Source organism: Microbacterium sp. 10M-3C3 (genome assembly GCF_003931875.1).
Lineage (GTDB): Bacteria > Actinomycetota > Actinomycetes > Actinomycetales > Microbacteriaceae > Microbacterium.
The window spans coordinates 2,181,631-2,204,424 of the sequence record NZ_CP034245.1 but is presented as its reverse complement, the minus strand read 5'-3'; the positions used below and the strand labels follow the sequence as shown (position 1 = coordinate 2,204,424).

At 71.3% G+C, this 22,794-nt stretch carries 23 protein-coding genes; 21 read left to right on the top strand and 2 right to left on the bottom strand.

Annotation, left to right across the window (positions count from 1 at the left end):
• Positions 1-49 precede the first annotated feature (49 nt).
• From murC to EI169_RS10665, 10 genes are all read left to right on the top strand, one after another.
• Entirely contained in the window at positions 50-1,450 is a 1,401-nt protein-coding gene (gene murC, locus EI169_RS10710; protein WP_125132314.1) for a UDP-N-acetylmuramate--L-alanine ligase, read from the top strand.
• A 5-nt stretch (positions 1,451-1,455) separates the two neighbouring features.
• Positions 1,456-2,382 (top strand): FtsQ-type POTRA domain-containing protein, encoded by a 927-nt coding sequence (locus tag EI169_RS10705; RefSeq protein ID WP_125132313.1) that lies wholly within the window; start codon positions 1,456-1,458, stop codon positions 2,380-2,382.
• A gap of 160 nt (positions 2,383-2,542) precedes the next feature.
• Positions 2,543-3,724 (top strand): cell division protein FtsZ, encoded by a 1,182-nt coding sequence (gene ftsZ, locus EI169_RS10700; RefSeq protein ID WP_125132312.1) that lies wholly within the window; start codon positions 2,543-2,545, stop codon positions 3,722-3,724.
• Between the two features lie 74 nt (positions 3,725-3,798).
• A complete protein-coding gene (locus tag EI169_RS10695) occupies positions 3,799-4,488 on the top strand; it encodes a YggS family pyridoxal phosphate-dependent enzyme (RefSeq protein WP_125132311.1) in 690 nt (229 codons plus the stop codon).
• Between the two features lie 31 nt (positions 4,489-4,519).
• The gene (gene sepF, locus EI169_RS10690) at positions 4,520-4,981 is read left to right on the top strand and encodes a cell division protein SepF (protein ID WP_125132310.1); all 462 of its coding nucleotides are present in this window, start codon (positions 4,520-4,522) and stop codon (positions 4,979-4,981) included.
• 6 nt (positions 4,982-4,987) lie between these two features.
• Positions 4,988-5,290: a YggT family protein gene (locus tag EI169_RS10685; RefSeq protein WP_125132309.1), complete on the top strand. Its 303-nt coding sequence runs from the start codon at positions 4,988-4,990 to the stop codon at positions 5,288-5,290.
• 120 nt (positions 5,291-5,410) lie between these two features.
• Positions 5,411-6,016 (top strand): DivIVA domain-containing protein, encoded by a 606-nt coding sequence (locus tag EI169_RS10680; protein ID WP_125132308.1) that lies wholly within the window; start codon positions 5,411-5,413, stop codon positions 6,014-6,016.
• A 9-nt stretch (positions 6,017-6,025) separates the two neighbouring features.
• A complete protein-coding gene (lspA, locus tag EI169_RS10675) occupies positions 6,026-6,640 on the top strand; it encodes a signal peptidase II (RefSeq protein WP_125132307.1) in 615 nt (204 codons plus the stop codon).
• On the top strand, positions 6,637-7,560 hold the full coding sequence (locus EI169_RS10670; RefSeq protein WP_125132306.1) for an RluA family pseudouridine synthase: 924 nt from the start codon (positions 6,637-6,639) through the stop codon (positions 7,558-7,560). Before lspA ends, EI169_RS10670 begins: the two co-directional genes overlap by 4 nt.
• Before the next feature lie 66 nt (positions 7,561-7,626).
• The gene (locus tag EI169_RS10665; RefSeq protein WP_125132305.1) at positions 7,627-8,193 is read left to right on the top strand and encodes a GNAT family N-acetyltransferase; all 567 of its coding nucleotides are present in this window, start codon (positions 7,627-7,629) and stop codon (positions 8,191-8,193) included.
• Positions 8,194-8,201: 8 nt separating this feature from the next.
• On the opposite strand, the gene EI169_RS10660 is transcribed toward EI169_RS10665, so the two are convergent.
• Positions 8,202-8,675 carry an NUDIX domain-containing protein gene (locus tag EI169_RS10660; RefSeq protein ID WP_125132304.1) on the bottom strand — a complete coding sequence of 158 codons (474 nt, stop codon included), beginning with the start codon at positions 8,673-8,675 and terminating at the stop codon, positions 8,202-8,204.
• 56 nt (positions 8,676-8,731) lie between these two features.
• On the opposite strand from EI169_RS10660, the gene dnaE reads away from it, so the two are divergent.
• The 5 genes from dnaE to EI169_RS10635 all read left to right on the top strand — a co-directional run bounded on the left by dnaE (position 8,732) and on the right by EI169_RS10635 (position 16,273).
• Positions 8,732-12,244, top strand: coding sequence for a DNA polymerase III subunit alpha (gene dnaE / locus EI169_RS10655; RefSeq protein WP_125132303.1), 3,513 nt, complete (start codon positions 8,732-8,734; stop codon positions 12,242-12,244).
• A gap of 110 nt (positions 12,245-12,354) precedes the next feature.
• On the top strand, positions 12,355-13,404 hold the full coding sequence (locus EI169_RS10650; RefSeq protein ID WP_240640410.1) for a hypothetical protein: 1,050 nt from the start codon (positions 12,355-12,357) through the stop codon (positions 13,402-13,404).
• A 20-nt stretch (positions 13,405-13,424) separates the two neighbouring features.
• Positions 13,425-14,726: a histidinol dehydrogenase gene (hisD, locus tag EI169_RS10645; RefSeq protein WP_125132302.1), complete on the top strand. Its 1,302-nt coding sequence runs from the start codon at positions 13,425-13,427 to the stop codon at positions 14,724-14,726.
• Between the two features lie 12 nt (positions 14,727-14,738).
• Positions 14,739-15,224, top strand: coding sequence for a transcriptional regulator NrdR (gene nrdR / locus EI169_RS10640; protein ID WP_125132301.1), 486 nt, complete (start codon positions 14,739-14,741; stop codon positions 15,222-15,224).
• A gap of 26 nt (positions 15,225-15,250) precedes the next feature.
• Entirely contained in the window at positions 15,251-16,273 is a 1,023-nt protein-coding gene (locus tag EI169_RS10635) for a quinone-dependent dihydroorotate dehydrogenase (RefSeq protein WP_125132300.1), read from the top strand.
• Positions 16,274-16,282: 9 nt separating this feature from the next.
• Here the strand turns inward: EI169_RS10635 and EI169_RS10630 are convergent, their stop codons facing one another.
• Positions 16,283-16,852 (bottom strand): DUF3043 domain-containing protein, encoded by a 570-nt coding sequence (locus tag EI169_RS10630; protein ID WP_125132299.1) that lies wholly within the window; start codon positions 16,850-16,852, stop codon positions 16,283-16,285.
• A 47-nt stretch (positions 16,853-16,899) separates the two neighbouring features.
• On the opposite strand from EI169_RS10630, the gene EI169_RS10625 reads away from it, so the two are divergent.
• From EI169_RS10625 to EI169_RS10600, 6 genes are all read left to right on the top strand, one after another.
• Positions 16,900-18,294 (top strand): dipeptidase, encoded by a 1,395-nt coding sequence (locus EI169_RS10625; protein ID WP_125132298.1) that lies wholly within the window; start codon positions 16,900-16,902, stop codon positions 18,292-18,294.
• Between the two features lie 68 nt (positions 18,295-18,362).
• Positions 18,363-18,728 (top strand): iron-sulfur cluster insertion protein ErpA, encoded by a 366-nt coding sequence (gene erpA, locus EI169_RS10620; RefSeq protein WP_125132297.1) that lies wholly within the window; start codon positions 18,363-18,365, stop codon positions 18,726-18,728.
• 155 nt (positions 18,729-18,883) lie between these two features.
• Positions 18,884-19,786 carry a cytochrome c oxidase subunit II gene (coxB, locus tag EI169_RS10615; protein WP_125133433.1) on the top strand — a complete coding sequence of 301 codons (903 nt, stop codon included), beginning with the start codon at positions 18,884-18,886 and terminating at the stop codon, positions 19,784-19,786.
• Position 19,787: 1 nt separating this feature from the next.
• Positions 19,788-21,551, top strand: a complete 1,764-nt coding sequence (gene ctaD / locus EI169_RS10610; RefSeq protein WP_125132296.1) for a cytochrome c oxidase subunit I — start codon at positions 19,788-19,790, stop codon at positions 21,549-21,551.
• Positions 21,552-21,986 (top strand): cytochrome c oxidase subunit 4, encoded by a 435-nt coding sequence (locus EI169_RS10605; RefSeq protein WP_125132295.1) that lies wholly within the window; start codon positions 21,552-21,554, stop codon positions 21,984-21,986.
• Positions 21,947-22,792 (top strand): protein phosphatase 2C domain-containing protein, encoded by an 846-nt coding sequence (locus tag EI169_RS10600; protein ID WP_125132294.1) that lies wholly within the window; start codon positions 21,947-21,949, stop codon positions 22,790-22,792. Before EI169_RS10605 ends, EI169_RS10600 begins: the two co-directional genes overlap by 40 nt.
• Positions 22,793-22,794: the final 2 nt, after the last annotated feature.

Here is a 22,794-nt window from a genome sequence, read left to right as displayed (position 1 = left end):
CGCGCGCCGGGGCCGGGGGCCGGATGCGGCGACCTAGGATTGTCGGGTCATGATTCGACCCGACCTGAGCCTGCCCATCCCCGAGAGCATCGAGGCCGCCCACTTCATCGGCATCGGCGGCTCGGGCATGTCGGGCCTCGCGCGCATGTTCCTCGACCGCGGCATCCGCGTGTCGGGGTCCGATCGTGCCGACAGCCCGGGTCTGCGCGCGCTCGCCGAGCGCGGTGCAACGGTGTACGTCGGGCATGACGCCGCGCATCTCGGCGACGCCGACACCGTCATCCACACCGGCGCGATCTGGCCGGAGAACCCCGAGTACGTCACCGCCAAGGAGCGCGGGCTGGCCGTCATCCACCGCTCGCAGGCGCTGCACTGGCTGATCGGCGGACGCCGCCTCGTCTCGGTGGCCGGAGCGCACGGCAAGACGACCTCGACCGGCATGATCGTCACGGCGCTGCGCCGGCTCGGCGACGATCCGACGTTCGTCAACGGCGGTGTCATCGCCGAGTACGGGGTCTCCAGCGCGACGGGCGCCGACGACCTGTTCGTGATCGAGGCCGACGAGTCCGACGGCACGTTCCTGCTGTACGACACCGCGATCGCGCTCATCACGAACATCGACCCCGACCACCTCGACCACTACGGCTCCGACGAGGCCTTCGACGCGGCCTTCGCGCGCTTCGCCGACGGGGCGAGCGAGGCCGTCGTGATCTCCGCCGACGACGCCGGCGCCCGCCGCGTGCGCGCGCGGCTCCGGCATCCGCGTGTCGTCACGTTCGGCGAGGACGCCGCCGCCGACGTGCGCGTCTCCGAGATCCGCACCGACGGACCGGTGGCGTTCCGTCTGCACGCGGACGGCGCATCCGTCGAGGTGCGACTGCAGGTGCCCGGCGCCCACAACGCCGTCAACGCCGCGGGCGCGGCCGCTGTCCTGCTCACGCTCGGGCACGACCTCGCGTCGGCCGCCCGGGCGCTGGAGTCCTTCGGCGGCACGGCGCGCCGCTTCGAGCTGCACGGCGTGCGGCACGGCGTGAGCGTCTACGACGACTACGCGCACCACCCGACCGAGGTGGCCGCGGCGCTCTCCGCCGCCCGCACGGTGGTCGGCGACGGGCGCATCATCGCGCTGCATCAGCCCCACACGTACTCGCGCACGCAGGCGATGTACCGCGAGTTCGCCGACGTGCTCGAGACGCTCGCCGACCACACGGTCGTGCTCGACGTCTACGGCGCGCGCGAAGACCCCGTGCCCGGCGTCACCGGCGAGCTCGTCAGCGGCGCGTTCCGCGACCCCGACGCCGTGCACTTCGTCGCCGACTGGCAGGCCGCCGCCGACTACACCGCGCGCGTCGCGCGCGAGGGCGACTACGTGATCACGCTCGGCTGCGGCAACGTGAACCTCATCATCCCGCAGGTGCTCGACGCGCTCGAGCGCCACGGAGAGGACTGAGCCGGATGCGCCGGCCGGAGCCGCTGCCGACCCAGCCCGCGCGCGCGGAGTCCGCACCGGCGGCGTCGGACGCCGACGTGCTGCCCTTCGCGCCGGCCACGCGCGCGGCGCTCCTCGAGCCGCCGACGACGGATGCGGCGCCCGCGCGCGACGACGTCGGCGACTCCGAGCTCGGCCTGCGCGATGTGTGGCGGGCGTCGCGGGCGCGCCGCCGTGCCCTGCGCGCGGAGGTGCGGCGCTTCACGGTGCGCCAGCGCCGCCAGCGCATGGCGTGGCTCGGCGCGCTCGGCGCCCTCGTCCTCCTCGTCGTCGGCACCGTCGGCGCCGCCTACAGCCCGCTGTTCGCCGTCGAGCGCATCGAGGTCGTCGGCACCGCGACGCTCGACGCCGGGGCCGTCGCCGACGCGCTGCAGGGGCAGGTCGGCACGCCGCTGCCGCTCGTGGACTCGAGCGCCGTCAAGGCCGCGCTCGTGCAGTTCCCGCTCGTGGAGTCCTACACGCTGGAGGCGCGCCCGCCCCACGACCTCGTCGTGCGGATCGTCGAGCGCACGCCGGTCGGTGTCATCCGCTCGGCCGCCGGCTACACCGTTGTCGACGCGGCCGGCGTGGCCCTCTCGACCACCCCCGATCCGCCCGCCGGCCAGCCCGAGCTGCAGATCACCGGCGGCACGTCCTCCGACGCGTTCCGGGCCGCGGGCACGGTCATGCGCGCGCTGCCGGACGCGATCCGTGCGCAGGTGACGGCCGTGGCGGCCACGACCGCCGACGACGTCACGCTGACCCTGGGGGGCACCGGGACGACGGTCGTGTGGGGAAGCGACGACCGCTCCGCGTACAAGGCGTTCATCTTGGACCGTCTCATGCAGACGCGGCCCCCCGGCCAGACGAGCCTCTACGACGTGTCGTCGCCGAGCGCGATCGTCGTGCGCTGACGCGCCGCCGACACATCCGCGCACCGATCCCGCGACACGCCCACGCGCCTCCGGAGGCGCGAGGATCGGCCACCTACCTTCGGATCAGGAATTGCATACCGGGCAATTCTTTAACCCTCTAGCTGAGGTTTAAAGTTTCGGTTCGATAACGGAGGCCGGCATGAGCCAGAACCAGAACTACCTCGCCGTGATCAAGGTCGTCGGTGTCGGCGGTGGTGGCGTGAACGCCGTCAACCGCATGATCGAACTGGGCTTGCGCGGCGTGGAGTTCATCGCCATCAACACCGACGCGCAGGCGCTGCTCATGAGTGACGCCGACGTCAAGCTCGACGTGGGCCGCGAGCTCACGCGCGGTCTCGGCGCCGGCGCCGACCCCGAGGTCGGGCGACGCGCGGCGGAGGACCACGCGGAGGAGATCGAGGAGGCGCTCGCGGGAGCCGACATGGTCTTCGTCACCGCGGGCGAGGGCGGTGGCACCGGCACGGGCGGTGCGCCCGTCGTGGCGCGGATCGCGAAGTCGATCGGAGCGCTGACGATCGGCGTCGTCACGAAGCCGTTCTCGTTCGAGGGCCGCCGGCGGCAGAGCCAGGCCGAGGGCGGTGTGGCCAAGCTCAAGGAAGAGGTCGACACCCTCATCGTGGTGCCGAACGACCGGCTGCTGGAGATCAGCGACCGCGGCATCTCGATGATCGAGGCCTTCGCGACCGCCGACCAGGTGCTCCTCGCCGGTGTCCAGGGCATCACCGACCTCATCACGACGCCCGGTCTCATCAACCTCGACTTCGCCGATGTGAAGTCGGTCATGCAGGGCGCCGGTTCCGCCCTCATGGGCATCGGCTCCGCCCGCGGCGCCGACCGCGCCATCAAGGCGGCCGAGCTCGCGGTCGAGTCGCCCCTGCTCGAGGCCTCGATCGAGGGCGCCCACGGCGTGCTGCTGTCGATCCAGGGCGGATCGAACCTCGGCATCTTCGAGATCAACGACGCTGCCCAGCTGGTGAAGGAGGCCGCGCACCCCGAGGCCAACATCATCTTCGGAACGGTGATCGACGACACCCTCGGCGACGAGGTACGCGTGACGGTCATCGCGGCCGGCTTCGACGGCGGCGAGCCTGCCCTGCGCCTGGACGCCGTGGGTGCCGCGCAGCGGCCCGCGACCCTCCCCGGGCTGCCCCCGGTGCCGTCGGTCCCGGCGGAGCGCTCGTGGGAGGACGCGCCCGCGTCCGCCGACGCCGACGCCGAGCCGAAGAAGGAGCCGGCGCCGGTCGCGGCCCGTCTGCCCGAGCCCGCGTACGACTCGGCCTTCGGCGATGACGACCTCGACATCCCCGACTTCCTGAAGTAACGCCACCCGGCGACGACACCCCGCGACGGCGGGCCCGGCATGCCCCGGGTCCGCCGTCCCGTCCGAGGAGCACCGTGGATCACGCCCTGGCCGACCGCCTCGCGGCCGTCGACGCGCGCATCGCCGACGCCGCGCGCGCGGCCGGCCGCGATCCGGGGGGCATCACGCGCATCGTGGTCACCAAGTTCCACCCCGCGACCCTCGTGCACGACCTGTACGACCTCGGCGTCCGCGACGTGGGGGAGAACCGGCAGCAGGAGCTCACCGCCAAGGCGGCGGAGCTCGCCGACCTCGCCGACCTGCGCTGGCACTTCATCGGCCAGGCGCAGACCAACAAGGCGCGCGCGATCCGTGCCGCCGCATCCGTCGTCCACTCGGTCGACCGGGAGAAGCTCGCGGACGCCTTCGCGGCGGCCGCCGCCCCGGATGCCGCGGCGCTCGACGTGCTCGTGCAGATCAACCTCACCGACGATCCCGGCCGCGGCGGCGTCGCCCCGGCCGCGGTCACGGCCCTCGCCGAGCATGTCGTGACGCACCCGTCGCTGCGTCTGCGCGGCGTCATGGCGGTCGCGCCGCTGGACGAGGACCCCGCCGCGGCGTTCGAGCGGCTGCGCGCGTGCGCCGACGACGTGCGCTCCGTCGCTCCGACGGCCACGTGGATCTCCGCCGGCATGACCGGCGACTTCCCCGAAGCCGTCGCGATGGGCGCGACACACCTGCGGATCGGCTCCGCAATCACGGGCCCGAGGCCCGTCCACCCTTAGCCTCGGAACAGACGAGCGAACGGAGAAAGCGATGTCGAACCCGCTCAAGAAGACCATGGTCTACCTGGGTCTCGCGGACGAAGAGGAGACCTTCGAGGAGGTCGCCCCCCAGCCCGCCGGCCGCAAGCAGGCGCAGGTCGTCGAGAAGGCCGCCCCCGTGACGCCGATCCACCGGCCCGCGGTCGTCCGCCAGCCGACGGCGGGTCCGATCAGCGAGATCCTCACGGTGCACCCCAAGCAGTACCGCGACGCGCAGGTCATCGCCGAGAACTTCCGCGACGGCGTGCCCGTGATCATCAACCTCTCGCAGATGAGCGACGCCGACGCGCGCCGCCTCATCGACTTCGCGAGCGGTCTGTCGATGGGCCTGTTCGGGCGCATCGAGCGCGTGACGAGCAAGGTCTTCCTCCTCTCGCCCGAGAACATCGCGGTCTCCGGCGACGGTGCCGTGGCGCAGGCGGACCCCGAGTCCGTCGCGTTCGCGCAGCCGTAACCGATCGTGGACGTGCTCCGCGTCGTCGCCACGGTCCTCAACACGCTGCTCTTCCTGTACATGCTCGTGCTGCTCGTGCGGCTCGTGCTCGAGTACATCCCGATGTTCAACCGGTCCTGGCGTCCGCGCGGCGCGGGGCTGGTCGCGGCCGAGCTCGTCTACACGGTCACCGACCCGCCCATCCGCCTGTTCCGCCGGTTCATCCCGCCGTTGCGCGTGGGTCCCGTGGCCATCGACTTCGCCTTCGCGCTGACGATGCTGCTGTGCTTCATCCTGCTCGGGGTCACGCGCGCGATCGCCTCCGCCTGACCCCTTCGGCGGCTCCGAGGGTTTCGACAGCCTCCGGAGCCGCCGACTATGCTTGCTCACGCAACACGCCCCGGATGCCGAAGACATCGGTCCGCGACAGCTCTCGAAAGAGGAACCACCATGCCATTGACTCCCGATGACGTCGTCACCAAGCAGTTCCAGCACGTCCGGTTCAAGGAGGGCTTCGACCCGGACGAGGTGGACGACTTCCTCGACGAGATCGTCGTCGAGTGGCGTAAGACCATCGCCGAGAACGAGGAGCTGAAGGCCAAGCTCGCGGCATACGAGTCCGGTGAGACCCCCGCCGCCGAGGCGCCCGCCGAGACCGTCGTCAGCGAGGTGCCCGCGCCCGTCGAGACGCCGGCGCCCGCACCCGCGCCCGCCGCGGCCGGCGACCCCGCCGCCGCATCCGCCGGCATCATCGAGCTCGCGCAGCGCCTGCACGACGAGCACGTCGCCGAGGGCAAGGCGCAGCGCGACCAGCTCATCTCCGAGGCCCAGACCCGCGCCGCCGCGATCGTCGCCGAGGCCGAGGCGAAGGGCCGCGACGAGATCGCGCGCCTGGAGAAGGAGCGCGCCGCGCTCGAGGCCCGCATCTCCGAGCTCAACACGTTCGAGCGCGACTACCGCGCGCAGCTGCGCAGCTACATCGAGGGCAAGCTCCGCGACCTCGACACCACCGCCACGCCGTCCGGTTCGACCCCGGTGTCGGCGATCGGCCTCTAGGCCGGCTCGGTGCGCAGCCGGGCACCCCTGCGGAAGGCGGCGGCCGGCACCCTCATCGCGATCCTCGCGGTGCTGGTGCTGGCCGCCGACCAGTTCACCAAGTTCCTCGCCATTCAGAACCTTCCCCCCGAGGAGAGCGTGCCGATCCTCGGACCGGTGCTGCAGTTCTTCCTGATCCGCAACTCGGGAGCGGCGTTCTCGCTCGGCCAGGGCGTGACGTGGATCTTCACGATCGCCCTCGCCGCGGTCGCGGTCGCGATCGTGTGGCTTGCGGCGACGCGGGTCGCGTCGCGCGCGTGGGCGGTCGTCCTGGGCCTCCTCCTCGGCGGCGTCCTGGGCAACCTGACCGACCGGCTGCTGCGGGCCCCGGGCTTCGCGGTCGGGCACGTCGTCGACTTCATCTCGACGCCGTGGATGATGCCCGCGATCTACAACGTCGCCGACATCTTCATCGTGACGATGATGATCGGCGTCGCGCTGCTCGTCCTGATCGGGCTGCGGCTGGACGGCACGCGGGAGCCGCGCACCGTCCACGACGACGATGAGGACGAGGACGACGCACCCGGCGTCGCGGGCGCGCCGGCGCGCGACGGCGAGACGCCCGAGCCCGGCCCGCGCGCGTGAGCGAGTCGCGGAGCCTTCCCGTCCCCGACGGTCTCGACGGGGTGCGGGTGGACGCGGCGCTCGCGAAGCTCCTCGGCTTCTCGCGCACGTTCGCGGCCGACGTGGCCGACGCGGGCGGCGTCGAGCAGGACGGGCGCGTCGTGACCCGGTCCGATCGCCTGCGCGGCGGCGCGTGGCTGACGGTCACGTGGACGCCCAAGCGCGAGCCCGAGGTCGTCCCCGTCGCCGTCCCCGACCTCGGCATCGCCTACGACGACGACGACATCGTCGTGGTCGACAAGCCCGCCGGCGTCGCCGCGCACCCGTCGCTCGGGTGGGAGGGGCCGACGGTGCTCGGCGCCCTCGCGGCGGCCGGCTTCCGCATCGCCACGACGGGCGCGGCCGAGCGGCAGGGCGTCGTGCACCGCCTCGACGTGGGTACGAGCGGGCTCATGGTCGTGGCCAAGACCGAGACGGCGTACACCGCGCTCAAGCGCGCGTTCAAGGAGCGCGAGGTGGAGAAGATCTACCACGCCATCGTCCAGGGCCACCCCGATCCGCTCGCGGGCACGATCGATGCCCCGATCGGCCGTCACGCGACGCACTCGTGGAAGTTCGCGGTCACCCCCGCGGGCAAGGACTCCGTCACGCACTACGAGACGCTCGAGGCCTTCCGCGGCGCCGCGCTGCTGGAGGTGCACCTCGAGACGGGGCGCACGCACCAGATCCGCGTCCACATGGCGGCGCACCGGCATCCGTGCGTGGGAGACCCCCTCTACGGGGCCGACCCGACGCTGTCCGCGCGGCTCGGGCTCACGCGCCAATGGCTCCACGCGCGCGAGCTCGGCTTCGCGCACCCGGCGACGGGGGAGTGGGTGTCCTTCACCTCGGCGTATCCCGCCGACCTCGCGCGGGCGCTGGAGATCCTCCGCGCCGAGTGACCGGGGCTCGCCGACGGGCCTGCGGTGGCGCTTGCCGATGTCGGACCCGCTCGGCACAGTGATCGCATGGCCATCGAGGTGAGACCTGCGACGAGCTTCGCGGATGTGTGCACGATGGTCGGCCCCAAGCGGCCCGACGCCAACGTGTGCTGGTGCCTCAGCTACCGGCTGCCGAACAAGGAGAACCAGGCGCTCGCGCGGGAGGCGCGCGGCGAGCGGATGCGCGAGCTGATCGCCGAGGATCCGCCCGGCGTGCTGGCGTACGACGGCGACGAGGTCGTCGGGTGGGCGGCGGTGCACCCGCGTGCCGACACCTCGTTCGCGACGAACCGCCGCATCCCGCACGTCGACGACCTCGACGTGTGGGCGGTGTGGTGCATCCGGGTGCGGCCGGGGCACCGCGGCGAGGGCATCTCGCACGCGCTGCTGGCGGGTGCGGTCGAGTTCGCGCGCACGAGCGGCGCGCCGGCGATCGAGGGCTACCCGGTCGACAACCGCGGCGAGAAGGTCGATCTCACGATGGCGTACGTGGGAACGAAGTCGCTGTTCGAGAAGGCGGGCTTTCGCGAGGCCGCGCCCCCCGCGTCGCGCCTGGCGGGCTTCCCCCGCGTCCTCATGCGCCTCGCCCTCTAGCCCCGACGTCAGGCGCTGTGCTCGAACGCGGCGGGGCCGTCTTCGAGGGCGCGGCGGATCCGCGCGGCCATGTCCGCGTCGACCGCTTCGAGCGCGTCGGCGAGCGGGCACCACCCCACCTCGGACATCTCGCCGTCCACCGGCACCGGATCGCCCGAGACGAACGCGCAGCGGAAGGTGAGGTCGAGGTAGTCGCTCTGGTCGCCGTTCGCATACGTGATGCGGGGGATCTGATGCACCCACGCGAGCCGCGTCGCGCGGACGACCACGCCCGCCTCCTCGAGCGCCTCGCGGCACGCCGCATGCGCCGGCTCCTCCCCCGGATCGACGATGCCCGTGATGGGGGTGAGCGCGCCGTTGTCGCTGCGCCGGCCGAGCAGCACCGCGCCGTCGCGCTCGATGACGGCGGTGACGCCCACGAGCGGGAGGGGGCGCGTGCCCACGTATCGGCGCAGCTCGAGGACGAAGTCGGGAGTCGGCATGCCGCCACGCTATCCGACACGCCGAGGGTGTCGGATGGCCCGTCTACCCTGGACGCGTGGCATCCGATTCCTTCGTCCATCTGCACGTGCACAGCGAATACTCGATGCTCGACGGCGCCGCCAAGATCGCGGGGATGACGCAGGCGGCGGCCGAGTACGGCATGCCGGCGATCGCCGTCACCGACCACGGCAACACGTTCGCGGCGTTCGAGTTCTACAACGCCGCGAAGGCCGCCGGCGTGAAACCCATCGTCGGGCTCGAGGCCTACGTCACACCCGGCACGCACCGCAGCGACAAGTCGCGCGTGGCGTGGGGCACGCCCGAGCAGAAGGGCGACGACGTCTCCGGCTCCGGCGCCTACACCCACATGACGATGTGGAGCGCGAGCACGGAGGGCATGCACAACCTCTTCCGGCTCAGCTCGCTCTCGAGCATCGAGGGCTACTACTTCAAGCCCCGTATGGACCGGGAGCTGCTGCAGACGTACGGCAAGGGGCTCATCGCGACGACCGGCTGCCCGTCGGGCGAGGTCCAGACCCGCCTCCGGCTCGGCCAGTACGAGGCCGCGCGCGCGGCGGCGGCGGAGTTCCAGGACATCTTCGGCAAGGAGAACTACTTCGCCGAGATCATGGACCACGGCCTCTCGATCGAGCGCCGCGTCATGACCGACCTCATCCGCCTCGCGAAAGACCTCGACATCCCGCTGGTCGCCACCAACGACTCGCACTACACGCACCAGCACGAGGCCGACGCCCACGCGGCCCTCCTGTGCGTGCAGTCCGGCTCCACCCTCGACGACCCCAACCGCTTCAAGTTCGACGGCGACGGGTACTACATCAAGACGGCGCAGGAGATGCGCCAGCTCTTCCGCGATCACCCCGAGGCATGCGACAACACGCTGCTGATCGCCGAGCGGTGCGAGGTCGAGTTCAACACGTCGGCCAACTACATGCCCCGCTTCCCGGTGCCCGAGGGTGAGACCGAGGACAGCTGGCTCGTGAAGGAGGTCGAGAAGGGTCTGCACTACCGCTACCCCGACGGCATCCCCGACCGCGTGCGCACGCAGGCGGAGTACGAGACCGGGATCATCCTGCAGATGGGCTTCCCGGGGTACTTCCTCGTCGTCGCCGACTTCATCAACTGGGCCAAGGACCACGGCATCCGCGTCGGGCCGGGCCGCGGCTCGGGTGCCGGGTCGATGGTTGCGTACGCCATGCGCATCACCGACCTCGACCCGCTCGAGCACGGCCTCATCTTCGAGCGCTTCCTCAACCCCGACCGCGTCTCGATGCCCGACTTCGACGTCGACTTCGACGACCGCCGTCGCGGCGAGGTGATCGAGTACGTCACCGAGAAGTACGGCTCGGAGCGCGTCGCGCAGATCGTCACGTACGGCACGATCAAGTCCAAGCAGGCGCTCAAGGACGCCGGGCGCGTGCTCGGCTTCCCGTTCAGCATGGGGGAGAAGCTCACCAAGGCCATGCCGCCCGCGGTGATGGGCAAGGACATGCCGCTCAGCGGCATGTTCGACAAGGAGCACCCGCGCTTCAAGGAGGCCAGCGAGTTCCGATCGCTCATCGAGACCGACCCCGAGGCCAAGACGGTGTTCGACCGTGCGCTCGGACTCGAGGGACTCAAGCGGCAGTGGGGCGTGCACGCGGCCGGGGTGATCATGTCGAGCGAGCCGCTCATCGACATCATCCCGATCATGCGCCGCGAGCAGGACGGGCAGATCGTCACGCAGTTCGACTACCCGTCGTGCGAGAGCCTCGGCCTGATCAAGATGGACTTCCTGGGGCTGCGCAACCTCACGATCATCTCCGATGCCCTCGAGAACATCCGGATGAACCGCGGCGAGGAGCTCGACCTCGAGCACCTGGCGCTCGACGACCGCGCCTCGTACGAGCTGCTCACCCGCGGCGACACGCTCGGCGTGTTCCAGCTCGACGGCGGCCCGATGCGCTCGCTCCTGCGCCTCATGCGGCCCGACAACTTCGAGGACGTCTCGGCCGTCATCGCGCTGTACCGCCCGGGCCCGATGGGTGCGAACTCGCACATCAACTACGCCCTGCGCAAGAACGGCCAGCAGGAGGTGACGCCCATCCACCCCGAGCTCGAGGAGCCGCTCAAGGACATCCTCGACATCAGCTACGGCCTGATCATCTATCAGGAGCAGGTGATGGCGATCGCGCAAAAGGTCGCGGGCTTCTCGCTCGGACAGGCCGACATCCTCCGCCGCGCGATGGGCAAGAAGAAGAAGTCCGAGCTCGACAAGCAGTACGAGGGCTTCTCGAACGGCATGAAGGAGCGCGGCTACGGCGAGGGCGCCATCAAGGCGCTGTGGGACATCCTGCTGCCCTTCTCCGACTACGCCTTCAACAAAGCGCACTCGGCCGCCTACGGCCTGGTGTCGTACTGGACGGCCTATCTCAAGGCGCACTATCCCGCCGAGTACATGGCCGCGCTGCTCACGAGCGTGGGTGACTCGAAGGACAAGATGGCGGTGTACCTCAACGAGTGCCGCCGCATGGGCATCAAGGTTCTCCCGCCCGACGTCAACGAGTCGATCCGCTACTTCGCGGCCGTCGGCGAGGACATCCGCTTCGGTCTCGGTGCGGTGCGCAACGTCGGCGCGAACGTCGTCGACGGCATCGTGGCCTCGCGCCAGGAGGCGACGTTCACGAGCTTCCACGACTTCCTCGCGAAGGTGCCCGTCCACGTCGCGAACAAGCGCACCGTCGAATCGCTCATCAAGGCCGGCGCGTTCGATTCGCTCGGTGCCACGCGCCGGGCGCTCATCGAGATCCACGAGGACGCGACCGAGGGAGCCGTCCTCGACAAGCGGCGCGAGGCCAACGGCGAGGTGGGCTTCGACTTCGACTCGTTGTGGGACGAGCCGCAGCAGGTCGCGAAGGTCCCCGAGCGCCCCGAGTGGACGAAGAAGGACAAGCTGGCGTTCGAGCGCGAGATGCTCGGCCTGTACGTGTCGGACCATCCGCTCGCGGGCCTGGAGGTGCCGCTCGCCAAGCACGCGTCGACCTCCATCCACGACCTGCTGGCGTCCGAGGACGTGCAGGACGGCGACCAGGTGACGATCGCGGGCCTCGTCACGAGCGTGCAGCACCGCGTCGCCAAGCAGAGCGGCAACCCGTACGGCATGATCACCGTCGAGGACTTCGACGGCGAGGTCACCGTCATGTTCATGGGCAAGACCTACACCGAGTTCTCCTCGATGCTCGTGGCCGACTCGATCCTCGTCGTGCGCGGCCGGGTGTCGCGCCGCGACGACGGTCTCAACCTGCACGCGCAGTCGGCGTTCTCGCCGGACCTGGGATCGACGGACGCGTCGGGTCCGCTCGTGCTCCTGATGCCCGAGCAGCGGGCCAGCGAGGATCTCGTGGGGGAGCTCCTGCAGACCCTGCACCGCCATCGCGGCGATACCGAGGTGACGCTCAAGCTGCACAAGGCCGGCACCGCGAAGGTGTTCGACGTGCCGCATCCCGTGCGGGTGACCGCCGACCTGTACGGCGAGCTCAAGGGCCTGCTGGGCCCCAACTGCCTGGGCTGACCCGAGGCGCGCGGATGCGGCGGTGTCAACCGCCGACGCGGGAATCGGGCGTGGATAAAAGCGCTGAGTAGGATCGTGGGGCCCGACCGCCCCCGTGGAGAGGATCGACCGTGACCGACCCCGAATTCGACGACACGACCGTTGCGCGTGTGCCTGCCAACGACCGCGGCAGCGCTGACGCCGCGGCGAGCACGGAGACCCCCGTCGCGACGGCCGCGTCCACCGACGCGCCGGTGCAGTACGGCATCGGTCCCTTCAGCCTGCGCGAGGTCATCATCGGCGGCGTGTGGCTCGTCGCCTTCGTGCTGTCGTTCTTCCCGCTCGTGCCGAGCGAGCCCCGCGCGGTGTTCTCCGGCGCGAGCGTGTGGAGCGGGGGGTTGTCGTGGATCCTCGCGATCGGCGTTCCCACCGTGGCCGTCTTCCTGCTCGCGCTGCGCCGCCTGTCGCCGCAGGGCATCCGCCGCGTCGGGTCGCTCGGCATCGATCAGTTCGCCTCCGTTGCGTTCGCGGTCGCGGCGACCGTGTGGGTCACGTGGCTGTGGGAGACCGTGGCCATCGCCATCCAGTACGACACGTGGACGCGCACGTGGGTGCTGTGGGTCGAGGCGGTCCTGATGCTCGCGGGCGTCGTGCTGACGGTGTTCGCCCCGATCATCCCGGGCCTCGAGCAGGACTTCCAGGACCGCCCCGAGATCCCCGCGCACCGCAACGCGCGCCCCGTGCGCGCGGTCGTGCCGCGCCCGCGCCGCGAGCGCCCGGCCCCGGCCCCGGCGCCGACCCCGGCAGCCTCCGAGCCCGCCGCCGCCCCGGCCGCCTCCGTCGTCGCCGACGACGACCGCCCGACCGAGCGCGACCTGTCGGCGACCGACGTGTTCGCGCCGCTGAACGACACCGGCGCGCACGAGCCGCAGGCCGACGCCGCGACGCGCGAATGGACGCCCGCCGACGAGTCGACGCAGGCGCACCCGGCGCCGCAGGCGTTCTGGGCGCTCGCGCCCGTGGAGCGCGACGTGCTCGACGAGTACGGCACGCCGCTGTTCCGCATCGGCCCGACCGCGTGGGCGCTCGTCATCGAGGACCGCGGCGACGTCTTCGTCATCCGCCACGACGACGGCCGCATCGGCTACCTGCACGACGTCTCCGGCGTCACCCGCGGCTGAGCCGCCGGTAGCCTGGAGGGATGCTCCGCACGATCGATCTGCGCGGCCGCAACCTGTCGGCGGCCGAGCTCCTGGACGCCGTCCCTCGCGCGAGCGCCGCGCGCTCCGAGGCTCTCGCGACCGCCGCGGCGATCGTGGCCGACGTCGCGGCGCGCGGCGAGGAGGCGCTCCGCGAGCAGGCCGAGCGCTTCGACGGCGTCCGCGATCACGCGATCCGGGTGCCGGCCGCGCACCTCGACGAGGCCCTCGCGCGGCTGGACCCGGTGGTGCGGACGGCGCTCGATGAGGCCATCCGCCGCGTGCGCGCCGCATCCGCCGCGCAGGTGCCCGCGCCGCGCCTGACCGAGCTCGGCCCGGGCGCCCGCGTCACGCAGCGCTGGCAGCCGGTCCGCCGCGTGGGCGTGTACGTGCCCGGCGGCAAGGCGGTGTATCCCTCGAGCGTCGTCATGAACGTCGTTCCGGCCCAGGTCGCCGGCGTCGAAAGCGTCGCCCTCGCGTCGCCGCCGCAGCGCGAGCACGGCGGGCGCGTGCACCCCGTGATCCTCGCCGCCGCGCAGCTGCTGGGCGTCTCCGAGGTGTACGCGATGGGCGGCGCGGGCGCGATCGGCGCATTCGCCTCGGGCGTCGCGAGTCTCGGCCTGGATCCGGTCGACGTCGTCACCGGGCCGGGCAACAACTTCGTGGCCGCCGCCAAGCGCGCGGTGGCCGGCCGGGTGGGCACGGACTCGGAGGCGGGTGCGACCGAGATCCTGGTCGTCGCCGACGACACCGCCGACCCCGACATCGTCGCCGCCGACCTCGTCAGCCAGGCCGAGCACGACGAGCAGGCGTCCGCGGTCCTCGTGACCGACTCGACGGCGCTCGCCGAGGCCGTCACGGCGGCGGTGGAGCGGCGGGCCACCTCGACCCGGCACTCCGCCCGCGTGCAGGAGGCCCTGCGCGGCCCGCAGTCCGCGATCGTCCTCGTCGACGACGTCGAGCAGGCGGCGGCCTTCAGCAACGCCTACGCGCCCGAGCACCTCGAGCTCCAGCTGGCCGACCCGCGCCCCGAGCTGTTCGTGCACGCCGGCGCGGTCTTCGTCGGCCGCTACACGCCGGTGAGCCTCGGCGACTACCTCGCCGGGAGCAACCACGTGCTCCCCACGGGCGGCCAGGCGCGCTACGCGCCGGGGCTGTCGGCCGCGACGTTCCTGCGGCCCCAGCAGGTCGTGGAGTACGACCGCGACGCGCTCGCCGCGGTGCGCGAGGGCATCGTCGCGCTCGCCGAGGCCGAGGCTCTCCCGGCACACGGCGAGGCCGTCACCGCCCGTTTCCCGGCGTAGTCTGTCGGTGTCATGCACTGCCCCTTCTGCCGCCACCCCGACTCCCGCGTCATCGACTCCCGCACCAGCGACGACGGTCTCAGCATCCGCCGCCGTCGGCAGTGCCCGGAGTGCGGAGGACGCTTCTCGACGGTGGAGACGGCGAGCCTGAACGTGATCAAGCGCTCGGGCGTCGTCGAGCCGTTCAGCCGCGAAAAGGTCATGTCGGGCGTGCGCAAGGCGTGTCAGGGTCGACCGGTGACCGAGGGCGATCTGGCCGTGCTCGCGCAGCGTGTCGAGGAGGCCGTGCGCCAGACCGGGGCGTCGCAGGTGGATGCGAACGAGATCGGACTCGCGATCCTGGGGCCCCTGCGCGAACTCGACGAGGTCGCGTACCTCCGGTTCGCGAGCGTCTACCAGGCGTTCGAGTCGCTCGAGGACTTCGAGGCCGCCATCGAGCAGCTCCGCGTCGACCACGCCGGCCAGCGCGCCGGGCAGCCCGCGGCCGTCTCGGACTGACCGGCGCGTCCCCTAGGCTGGCGGAGATGTATCCGCTGCTGTTCCGCACCGTTCTCGCGCGGATGGACCCGGAGCGTGCGCACCACCTCGCGGCCGCCGTCATCCGCCTCCTCGGCGTCGCACCGTTCGCGGCGGTCGCCCGGGCGCTCACGCGCCCCGACCCGGCACTGCGGACGGAGGCGCTCGGGCTGCGGTTCGACTCGCCGTTCGGCGTGGCCGCCGGCTTCGACAAGGACGTCCGGTTGGCGGCGGGACTCGGCGCGCTCGGGTTCGGGCACGTCGAGGTCGGCACGATCACCGCGGTGCCGCAGCCGGGGAACCCGCGGCCGCGCCTGTTCCGCCTCATCCCCGACCGCGCGGTGATCAACCGCATGGGGTTCAACAACGGCGGCGCCGAGGCGGCCGCCGAGCGGCTGCGCCGCCTGCGGCGGCGGCGGACACGTCCGGTCGTGGGCGTCAACATCGGCAAGAGCCGGGTCGTCGCCGTCGAGGACGCGACCGCCGACTACGTCCGCAGCGCGCAGCTGCTCGCCCCGCTCGCTGACTACCTCGTCGTCAACGTCTCGTCGCCGAACACGCCAGGCCTGCGCGGCCTGCAGGCCGTCGAGACCCTGCGCCCGCTGCTGGAGGCCGTGCGCGACGCGGCCGGCGCCACGCCGCTGCTCGTGAAGATCGCCCCCGACCTCGCCGACGACGAGGTGCAGGCGATCGCGCGCCTCGCCGTCGATCTCGGACTCGCCGGCCTGATCGCCGCGAACACGACGATCTCCCGCGAGGGGCTGCGCACGCCGGGCCCGATCGTGCTCGCAGCGGGGGAGGGCGGACTGTCCGGCGCCCCGCTGAAGCTGCGCGCGATGGCCGTGCTGCGCCTCGTGCGCGCCGTCGTCCCGCCCGAGTTCGTGGTGATCTCCGCCGGCGGCGTGGAGACGGCGGCGGACGTGCGCGAACGGCTCGCCGCGGGCGCGACGCTCGTGCAGGGCTACACCGCGTTCCTGTACCGCGGCCCCCTGTGGGCGCGGCAGATCAACCGCGGCCTCTCGCGGGCGTGACCGCGGTGCTCAGGCGGGGCGCTGGCCGCGCTTGACCTGCGCCTTGGGCAGGCGCATGAAGCGCATCTGGACGGTGCGCATGGCGGCGTACCAGCCGAGGCCCTTCTCGACGCGATCGGCGCCGAACTTGTCGCGTGCGGCGCGCTTGACCCGCGTCGAGGTGAGGATCATGTCGCCGATCACGAACAGGATGAAGATCCACAGCGCGACGAACGCCCACGACTGGAACGCCGGGATCGGCACGAGCGTCGCGAGGATCACGATGACCATGAACGGCATGACGCCCTCGCCCAGATGCCAGCCGGCGTCGACGAAATCGCGCGCGAACCGGCGCTGCGGACCCTTGTCGCGCACCGGCAGGTAGCGCTCCTCGCCGGCGGCCATGCCCGCGCGCGCCTTCTCCCGGGCAGCGGCGAGCTCTGCGCGGGCGCGCGCCTTCGCCTCCTTCGTGTCGGGCACGAGCGGCCGCTTGCGCGCCGCCTCCCTCTCGGCCCGCGTCGGGGTCGCCCGACCCTTGCCGGCGCCGGAGACGGCGTCGACGGGGGTGTCGTTGGGAGCGGAAGCGGGAGTCTTGGCCACGGTGGAACCTCGGGAGCAGCGGATGCGGGCCTCTTAAGATTACCCGCATGACCTCCGATCAGACCCGACGCGATGCCGTGCGCGCTGCCGCCGCATCCGCCGTGCCCGCCGCCCTGGCCGACCTCGGCGCCCTCGTGCGCATCCCGTCGATCGCGTGGCCCGCGTTCGACCAGAGTCAGGTCGCGCGCAGCGCCGACGCGGTCGCGGAGCTGTTCCGCGGGCTCGGGTTCTTCGACCGGGTCGAGGTGAAGTCGGCGGCCGTCCCGGGGACGGACGAGCACGGACAGCCCGCCGTACTGGCCACCCGGGCGGCGCGCAACGGCCGGCCGACGGTGCTGCTGTACGCGCACCACGACGTGCAGCCCCCGGGCGACGAGGCCCTGTGGGACAGCCCGCCGTTCGAGCCGACCGTGCGCGACGGCCGCCTGTACGGCCGAGGCGCGGCCGACGACAAGGCGGGCATCATGGCGCACGTGGGGGCGCTCCGTGCCCTGATCGAGGCGCTCGGCGACGACGTCGACCTCGGCGTCGCGGTGTTCGTGGAGGGGGAGGAGGAGTACGGCTCGCGCTCCTTCGCGACCTTCCTGGCCGAGAACGCCGACGTGCTGCGCGCCGACGTGATCGTCGTGGCCGACTCGGGCAACTGGGACGAGCGCACGCCCGGCCTGACGGTGTCGCTGCGCGGCATGGCGCGAGTCACCGTCGGCGTCCGCACGCTCGACCACGCCTCGCATTCGGGCATGTTCGGCGGCGCCGTCCCCGACGCGACGATGGCCGCCGTGAAGCTGCTGTCCACGCTGTGGGACGAGGACGGCGCGGTCGCCGTCGAGGGCCTCGCCGAGCGCGACGCCCCGACGCCGGAATACGACGAGGCGAAGCTGCGCGAGGAGTCGGGGCTGCTCCCGGGCGTGTCGCCGATCGGCCGCGGCACGATCCTCAGCCGCCTGTGGAACAAGCCGTCGATCACCGTCATCGGCATGGACGTCACACCGGTCGACGCCGCGTCGAACACGCTGCGCCCGGAGACCTCCGTCGTCCTCAGCATGCGCGTCGCGCCCGGCCAGACCGCACGCGACGCGTACGCCGCGCTGGAGGCTCATCTGCGCGCCCACGCGCCGTTCGGCGCCGAGCTGACCTTCTCCGACCACGACTTCGGCGATCCGTTCCTCGTCGACACGAGCGGCTGGGCCGTCGCCGACGTCCGCGCCGCCTTCGCGGAGGGGTACGGCGTCGACAGCGTGGACGTGGGGGTCGGCGGCTCGATCCCCTTCATCGCGGACCTCGTGCGCGAGTTCCCCGGCGCCCAGATCCTCGTCACCGGCGTGGAGGACCCGAACGCGCGCGCACACAGCCCGAACGAGTCGCTTCACCTCGACACGTTCCGGCACGCGCTGATCGCGGAGGCGCTGCTGTTGGAGAGCCTCGACGCGCGGACGGTGTGAGCGGAGCCGCCCGGCGACGGGCGGGCGTAGAATCGAGCGGAACCGCGCCCGATCCGAGAGGGGATGTCATGACCGACACCGCGCTGACGACCGAACAGCCCGTCCGTGACCACGGGGTCGTCCTGACCGATGCCGCCGCCGAGAAGGTCAAGAGCCTGCTCAGCCAGGAGGGTCGCGACGACCTGCGCCTGCGCGTCGCGGTGCAGCCGGGCGGATGCTCCGGACTCATCTACCAGCTCTACTTCGACGAGCGCTTCCTCGACGGCGACAAGGCCGTCGACTTCGACGGCGTCGAGGTGATCGTCGACGACATGAGCGTGCCCTACCTCGACGGCGCCACGATCGACTTCAAGGACACGATCTCCGAGCAGGGCTTCACGATCGACAACCCCAACGCGGCCGGCAGCTGCGCGTGCGGCGACTCGTTCCACTGACCTGTTCGACACGCCACGACCCGCGGGAAGCGGGGCGCTCTTTCGCCCCGTTCCCGCGGGTTTTCGCGTCTGCGGGCCTGGGCGGTTGGCCTGAGAAGCATGAGAGGTTGCTCTAGACTGAGATGAGCAACATCCACGTCCCGGAAAGGTGCACCGTGCCCTCCAAACGACGCCTCCGCTGGGCTCTCCTCCCGGTCGGGATCGCAGCGGCGACCGTGCTCGCCGGCTGCAGCTCGACCCAGCTGCACGGCTTCCTGCCCGGCTTCGAGGACGGCGACGCCGAGCCCGCGACCAACCGCACCGACCTGGTCGCCGGGCTGTGGGTGAACTCGTGGATCGTGCTGCTGGTCGTCGGCCTCGTGACGTGGGGGCTCATGCTGTGGGCCGTCATCGCCTACCGCCGTCGCAAGGGCCAGACCGGCCTCCCGGTGCAGCTGCGCTACAACATGCCGATCGAGATCTTCTACACGATCGTGCCGCTGATCCTCGTGGTCGGCCTGTTCGCGTTCACCGCGCGTGACCAGACCACGATCGAGACCCAGTACGACGTGAGCGACCCCGACGTCGTGTCGATCACCGCCATCGGCAAGCAGTGGGCGTGGGACTTCCAGTACAACGGCGAGGGCGGCGACAAGGACGACGCCGTGTGGACCCAGGGCGTGCAGGCCGAGCCGGCCGCCGACGGCTCCGTCGACCAGGACAAGCTGCCGACCCTGTACCTGCCCGTCGATCGCAAGGTGCACATCGACCTGCAGTCGCGCGACGTGATCCACTCGTTCTGGATCATCGACTTCCTGTACAAGAAGGACATGTACATCGGCCGCGACAACCAGTGGTCGTTCACTCCGACGCGGGAGGGCACGTACGCCGGCAAGTGCGCCGAGCTGTGCGGCGAGTACCACTCCGCGATGCTGTTCAACGTCAAGGTCGTCAGCGAGGAGGAGTACGAGCAGTACCTCGACTCGCTGCGTGCCGCCGGCAACACCGGTGACATTACGGATTCGTACGACCGGCTCCAGAAGGAAACCGGCTTCGGCCGCGCTGAGGAAGGGCAGTGAGATGACCCCCACGCTCCCGGACAAGGACACCGCGGCCAGCCGGCCTACGACGATCCCGCCGCGTCAGGCGGCTCTGCTCACCGCCTCGCGCGTCGAGCAGAAGGGCAACATCGTCGTCAAGTGGATCACGTCCACCGACCACAAGACGATCGGGTACATGTACCTCATCGCGTCGGTGATGTTCTTCATGCTCGGCGGCGTCATGGCGCTCATCATCCGTGCCGAGCTCTTCCAGCCGGGCATGCAGATCGTGCCGACGAAGGAGCAGTACAACCAGCTGTTCACGATGCACGGCACGATCATGCTGCTGATGTTCGCGACGCCGTTGTTCGCCGGTTTCGCCAATGCGATCCTGCCGCTGCAGATCGGGGCGCCCGACGTGGCGTTCCCGCGTCTGAACGCGTTCGCGTTCTGGCTGTTCCTGTTCGGATCGACCATCGCGGTGGCGGGCTTCTTGACCCCGGCCGGCGCGGCGGGCTTCGGGTGGTTCGCCTATCAGCCGCTCGCGAACGCGAGCTTCTCGCCGGGCGTGGGCGGAAACCTGTGGATGCTGGGGCTCGGCATGAGCGGTTTCGGCACGATCCTCGGCGCCGTCAACTTCATCACGACGATCCTCACGATGCGCGCGCCCGGCATGACGATGTGGCGCATGCCGATCTTCACGTGGAACACCCTGATCACGAGCATCCTGATCCTGCTGGCGTTCCCGGTGCTCGCCGCGGCGATCCTGGCGGCGGCCTCGGACCGCGTGCTCGGCTCGCACATCTACGACCCCGAGCACGGCGGCGTGCTGCTGTGGCAGCACCTGTTCTGGTTCTTCGGCCACCCCGAGGTGTACATCATCGCGCTGCCGTTCTTCGGCATCGTGTCGGAGATCTTCCCGGTCTTCAGCCGCAAGCCGATCTTCGGCTACAAGACGCTCGTGTACGCCACGATCGCGATCGCCGCGCTGTCGGTCGCGGTGTGGGCGCACCACATGTACGTGACAGGCGCGGTCCTGCTGCCCTTCTTCGCGCTCATGACGATGCTCATCGCCGTGCCGACGGGTGTGAAGATCTTCAACTGGATCGGCACGATGTGGCGCGGCTCGGTCACGTTCGAGACGCCGATGGTCTTCGCCCTCGGCTTCCTCATCTCGTTCGTCTTCGGCGGCCTGACCGGCGTCATCCTGGCGTCCCCGCCGCTGGACTTCCAGCTGTCCGACTCGTACTTCGTGGTCGCGCACTTCCACTACGTCGTGTTCGGCACGGTCGTGTTCGCGATGTTCGCCGGGTTCTACTTCTGGTGGCCGAAGTGGACGGGGCGGATGCTCAACGAGCGTCTCGGCTACGTGCACTTCTGGATGCTGTTCATCGGCTTCCACATGACGTTCCTCATCCAGCACTGGCTGGGCGTCCAGGGCATGGTCCGTCGGTACGCGGACTATGCCCCAAGCGACAACTTCACGTGGGAGAACCAGGTGTCCACGGTGGGTGCGATGATCCTCGGCGCCTCGATGATCCCGTTCCTGCTGAACGTGTGGATCACCGCGCGCAAGGCGCCGCGGGTCACGGTCAACGACCCGTGGGGTTACGGTGCCTCGCTCGAGTGGGCGACGTCGTGCCCGCCGCCGCGGCACAACTTCACGTCCATCCCGCGCATCCGCAGCGAGCGGCCGGCGTTCGACCTCAACCACCCCGAGGCGGGGCTGCCGGTCGGCGTCGGACCGGCCAAGGACGCGCCGGATGCGCCCGTGGTGGACGCAGCGCAGGGAGCGGTGAAGTAAATGCGGACCAACGTCGGCCTGTGGTGGCTCATCTCGGCCTTCAGCTTCGTCGTCGCCGTGGTCTACACGGTGTGGGCGCTCCTCTACTATCCGCAGCCCGACCTCGTCGCGCGCGTGGAGTGGGTGGGCACGATCGCCCTGCTGTTCCTGGCGTTCATGTCCGCCCTCATCGCGTTCTACGTCCAGCGCGTCCACAAGGCGCAGGGCGGTGAGCTGCCCGAAGACACGCTGACCGCCGACATCGACGACGGCGATCCCGAGATCGGCGAGTTCAGCCCGTGGTCGTGGTGGCCCATCGTGCTCGCCTTCTCGGCGGCACTGGCCTTCCTCGGCCTCGCCGTGGGCACGTGGCTGCTGCCGATCGGTCTCGGCGTGTTCGCCGTCGCGATCGTCGGATGGGTCTACGAGTACTACCGCGGGTACTTCGCGCGCTGAACGCGTCAGCTCCGCTCGCTCTGGAAGCGGCCGCCGTCTCCGACGTCGGCCGCTTCCGTGCGTCCAACCAGGATGCGGCGTTCACCGCGCCGTGGGGCGCCGCGGTCGCCGACGGCGTCGGCGGCGGACCGTCGGGCGACCTCGCCTCGGCGGCGCTCGTGCACCGCCTGGCCGCTGGTGTGCACCCAGCCGGCATCCCGGATGCGGCGGCGCTGCTCGTGCGGATCCGTGAGGCGAACTGGGACCTGCGTGCCCACGTGCGGCGCGACCCGGCGCTGACGGGCATGAGCACGACCTTCACGGGTCTGTTCCCCGCCGCGGACGGCGGCGTACTCCTCGCCCACTCGGGCGACTCGCGCGGCTACCGGCTGCGCGCCGGCGTGCTCACGCGCATGACGCGCGACGACTCGTACGTGCAGGTGCTCGTCGACTCCGGCCTCCTGCCGGCCGACCAGGCGGCCACGCATCCGCGGCGCAACATCATCACCGCGTCCCTGGCCGGGGGAGAGGAGGACGTCGTCTCGGTGCAGACCCTCGACGACGTCCGCCCCGGCGATCGCTGGCTGCTGTGCAGCGACGGCGTGACCGACTACGTGCCGGAGGAGGAGGTCCGACGCGTGCTGGAGGGCGCCGCCGGCCCCGCCGAAGCGGCACGCGCGATTGTCGCGGCCGCTCTCGAGGCCGGCACCCGCGACAATGCCACCGCCGTCGTGTGCGACATCCGCGACGGCGTCCCGCCGTCGCTCAAGGCGGTGTTCTCGGGCTCCGCCGCACAGCTGTTCGCGGAGGACGTCGAGACGGCGTGAGC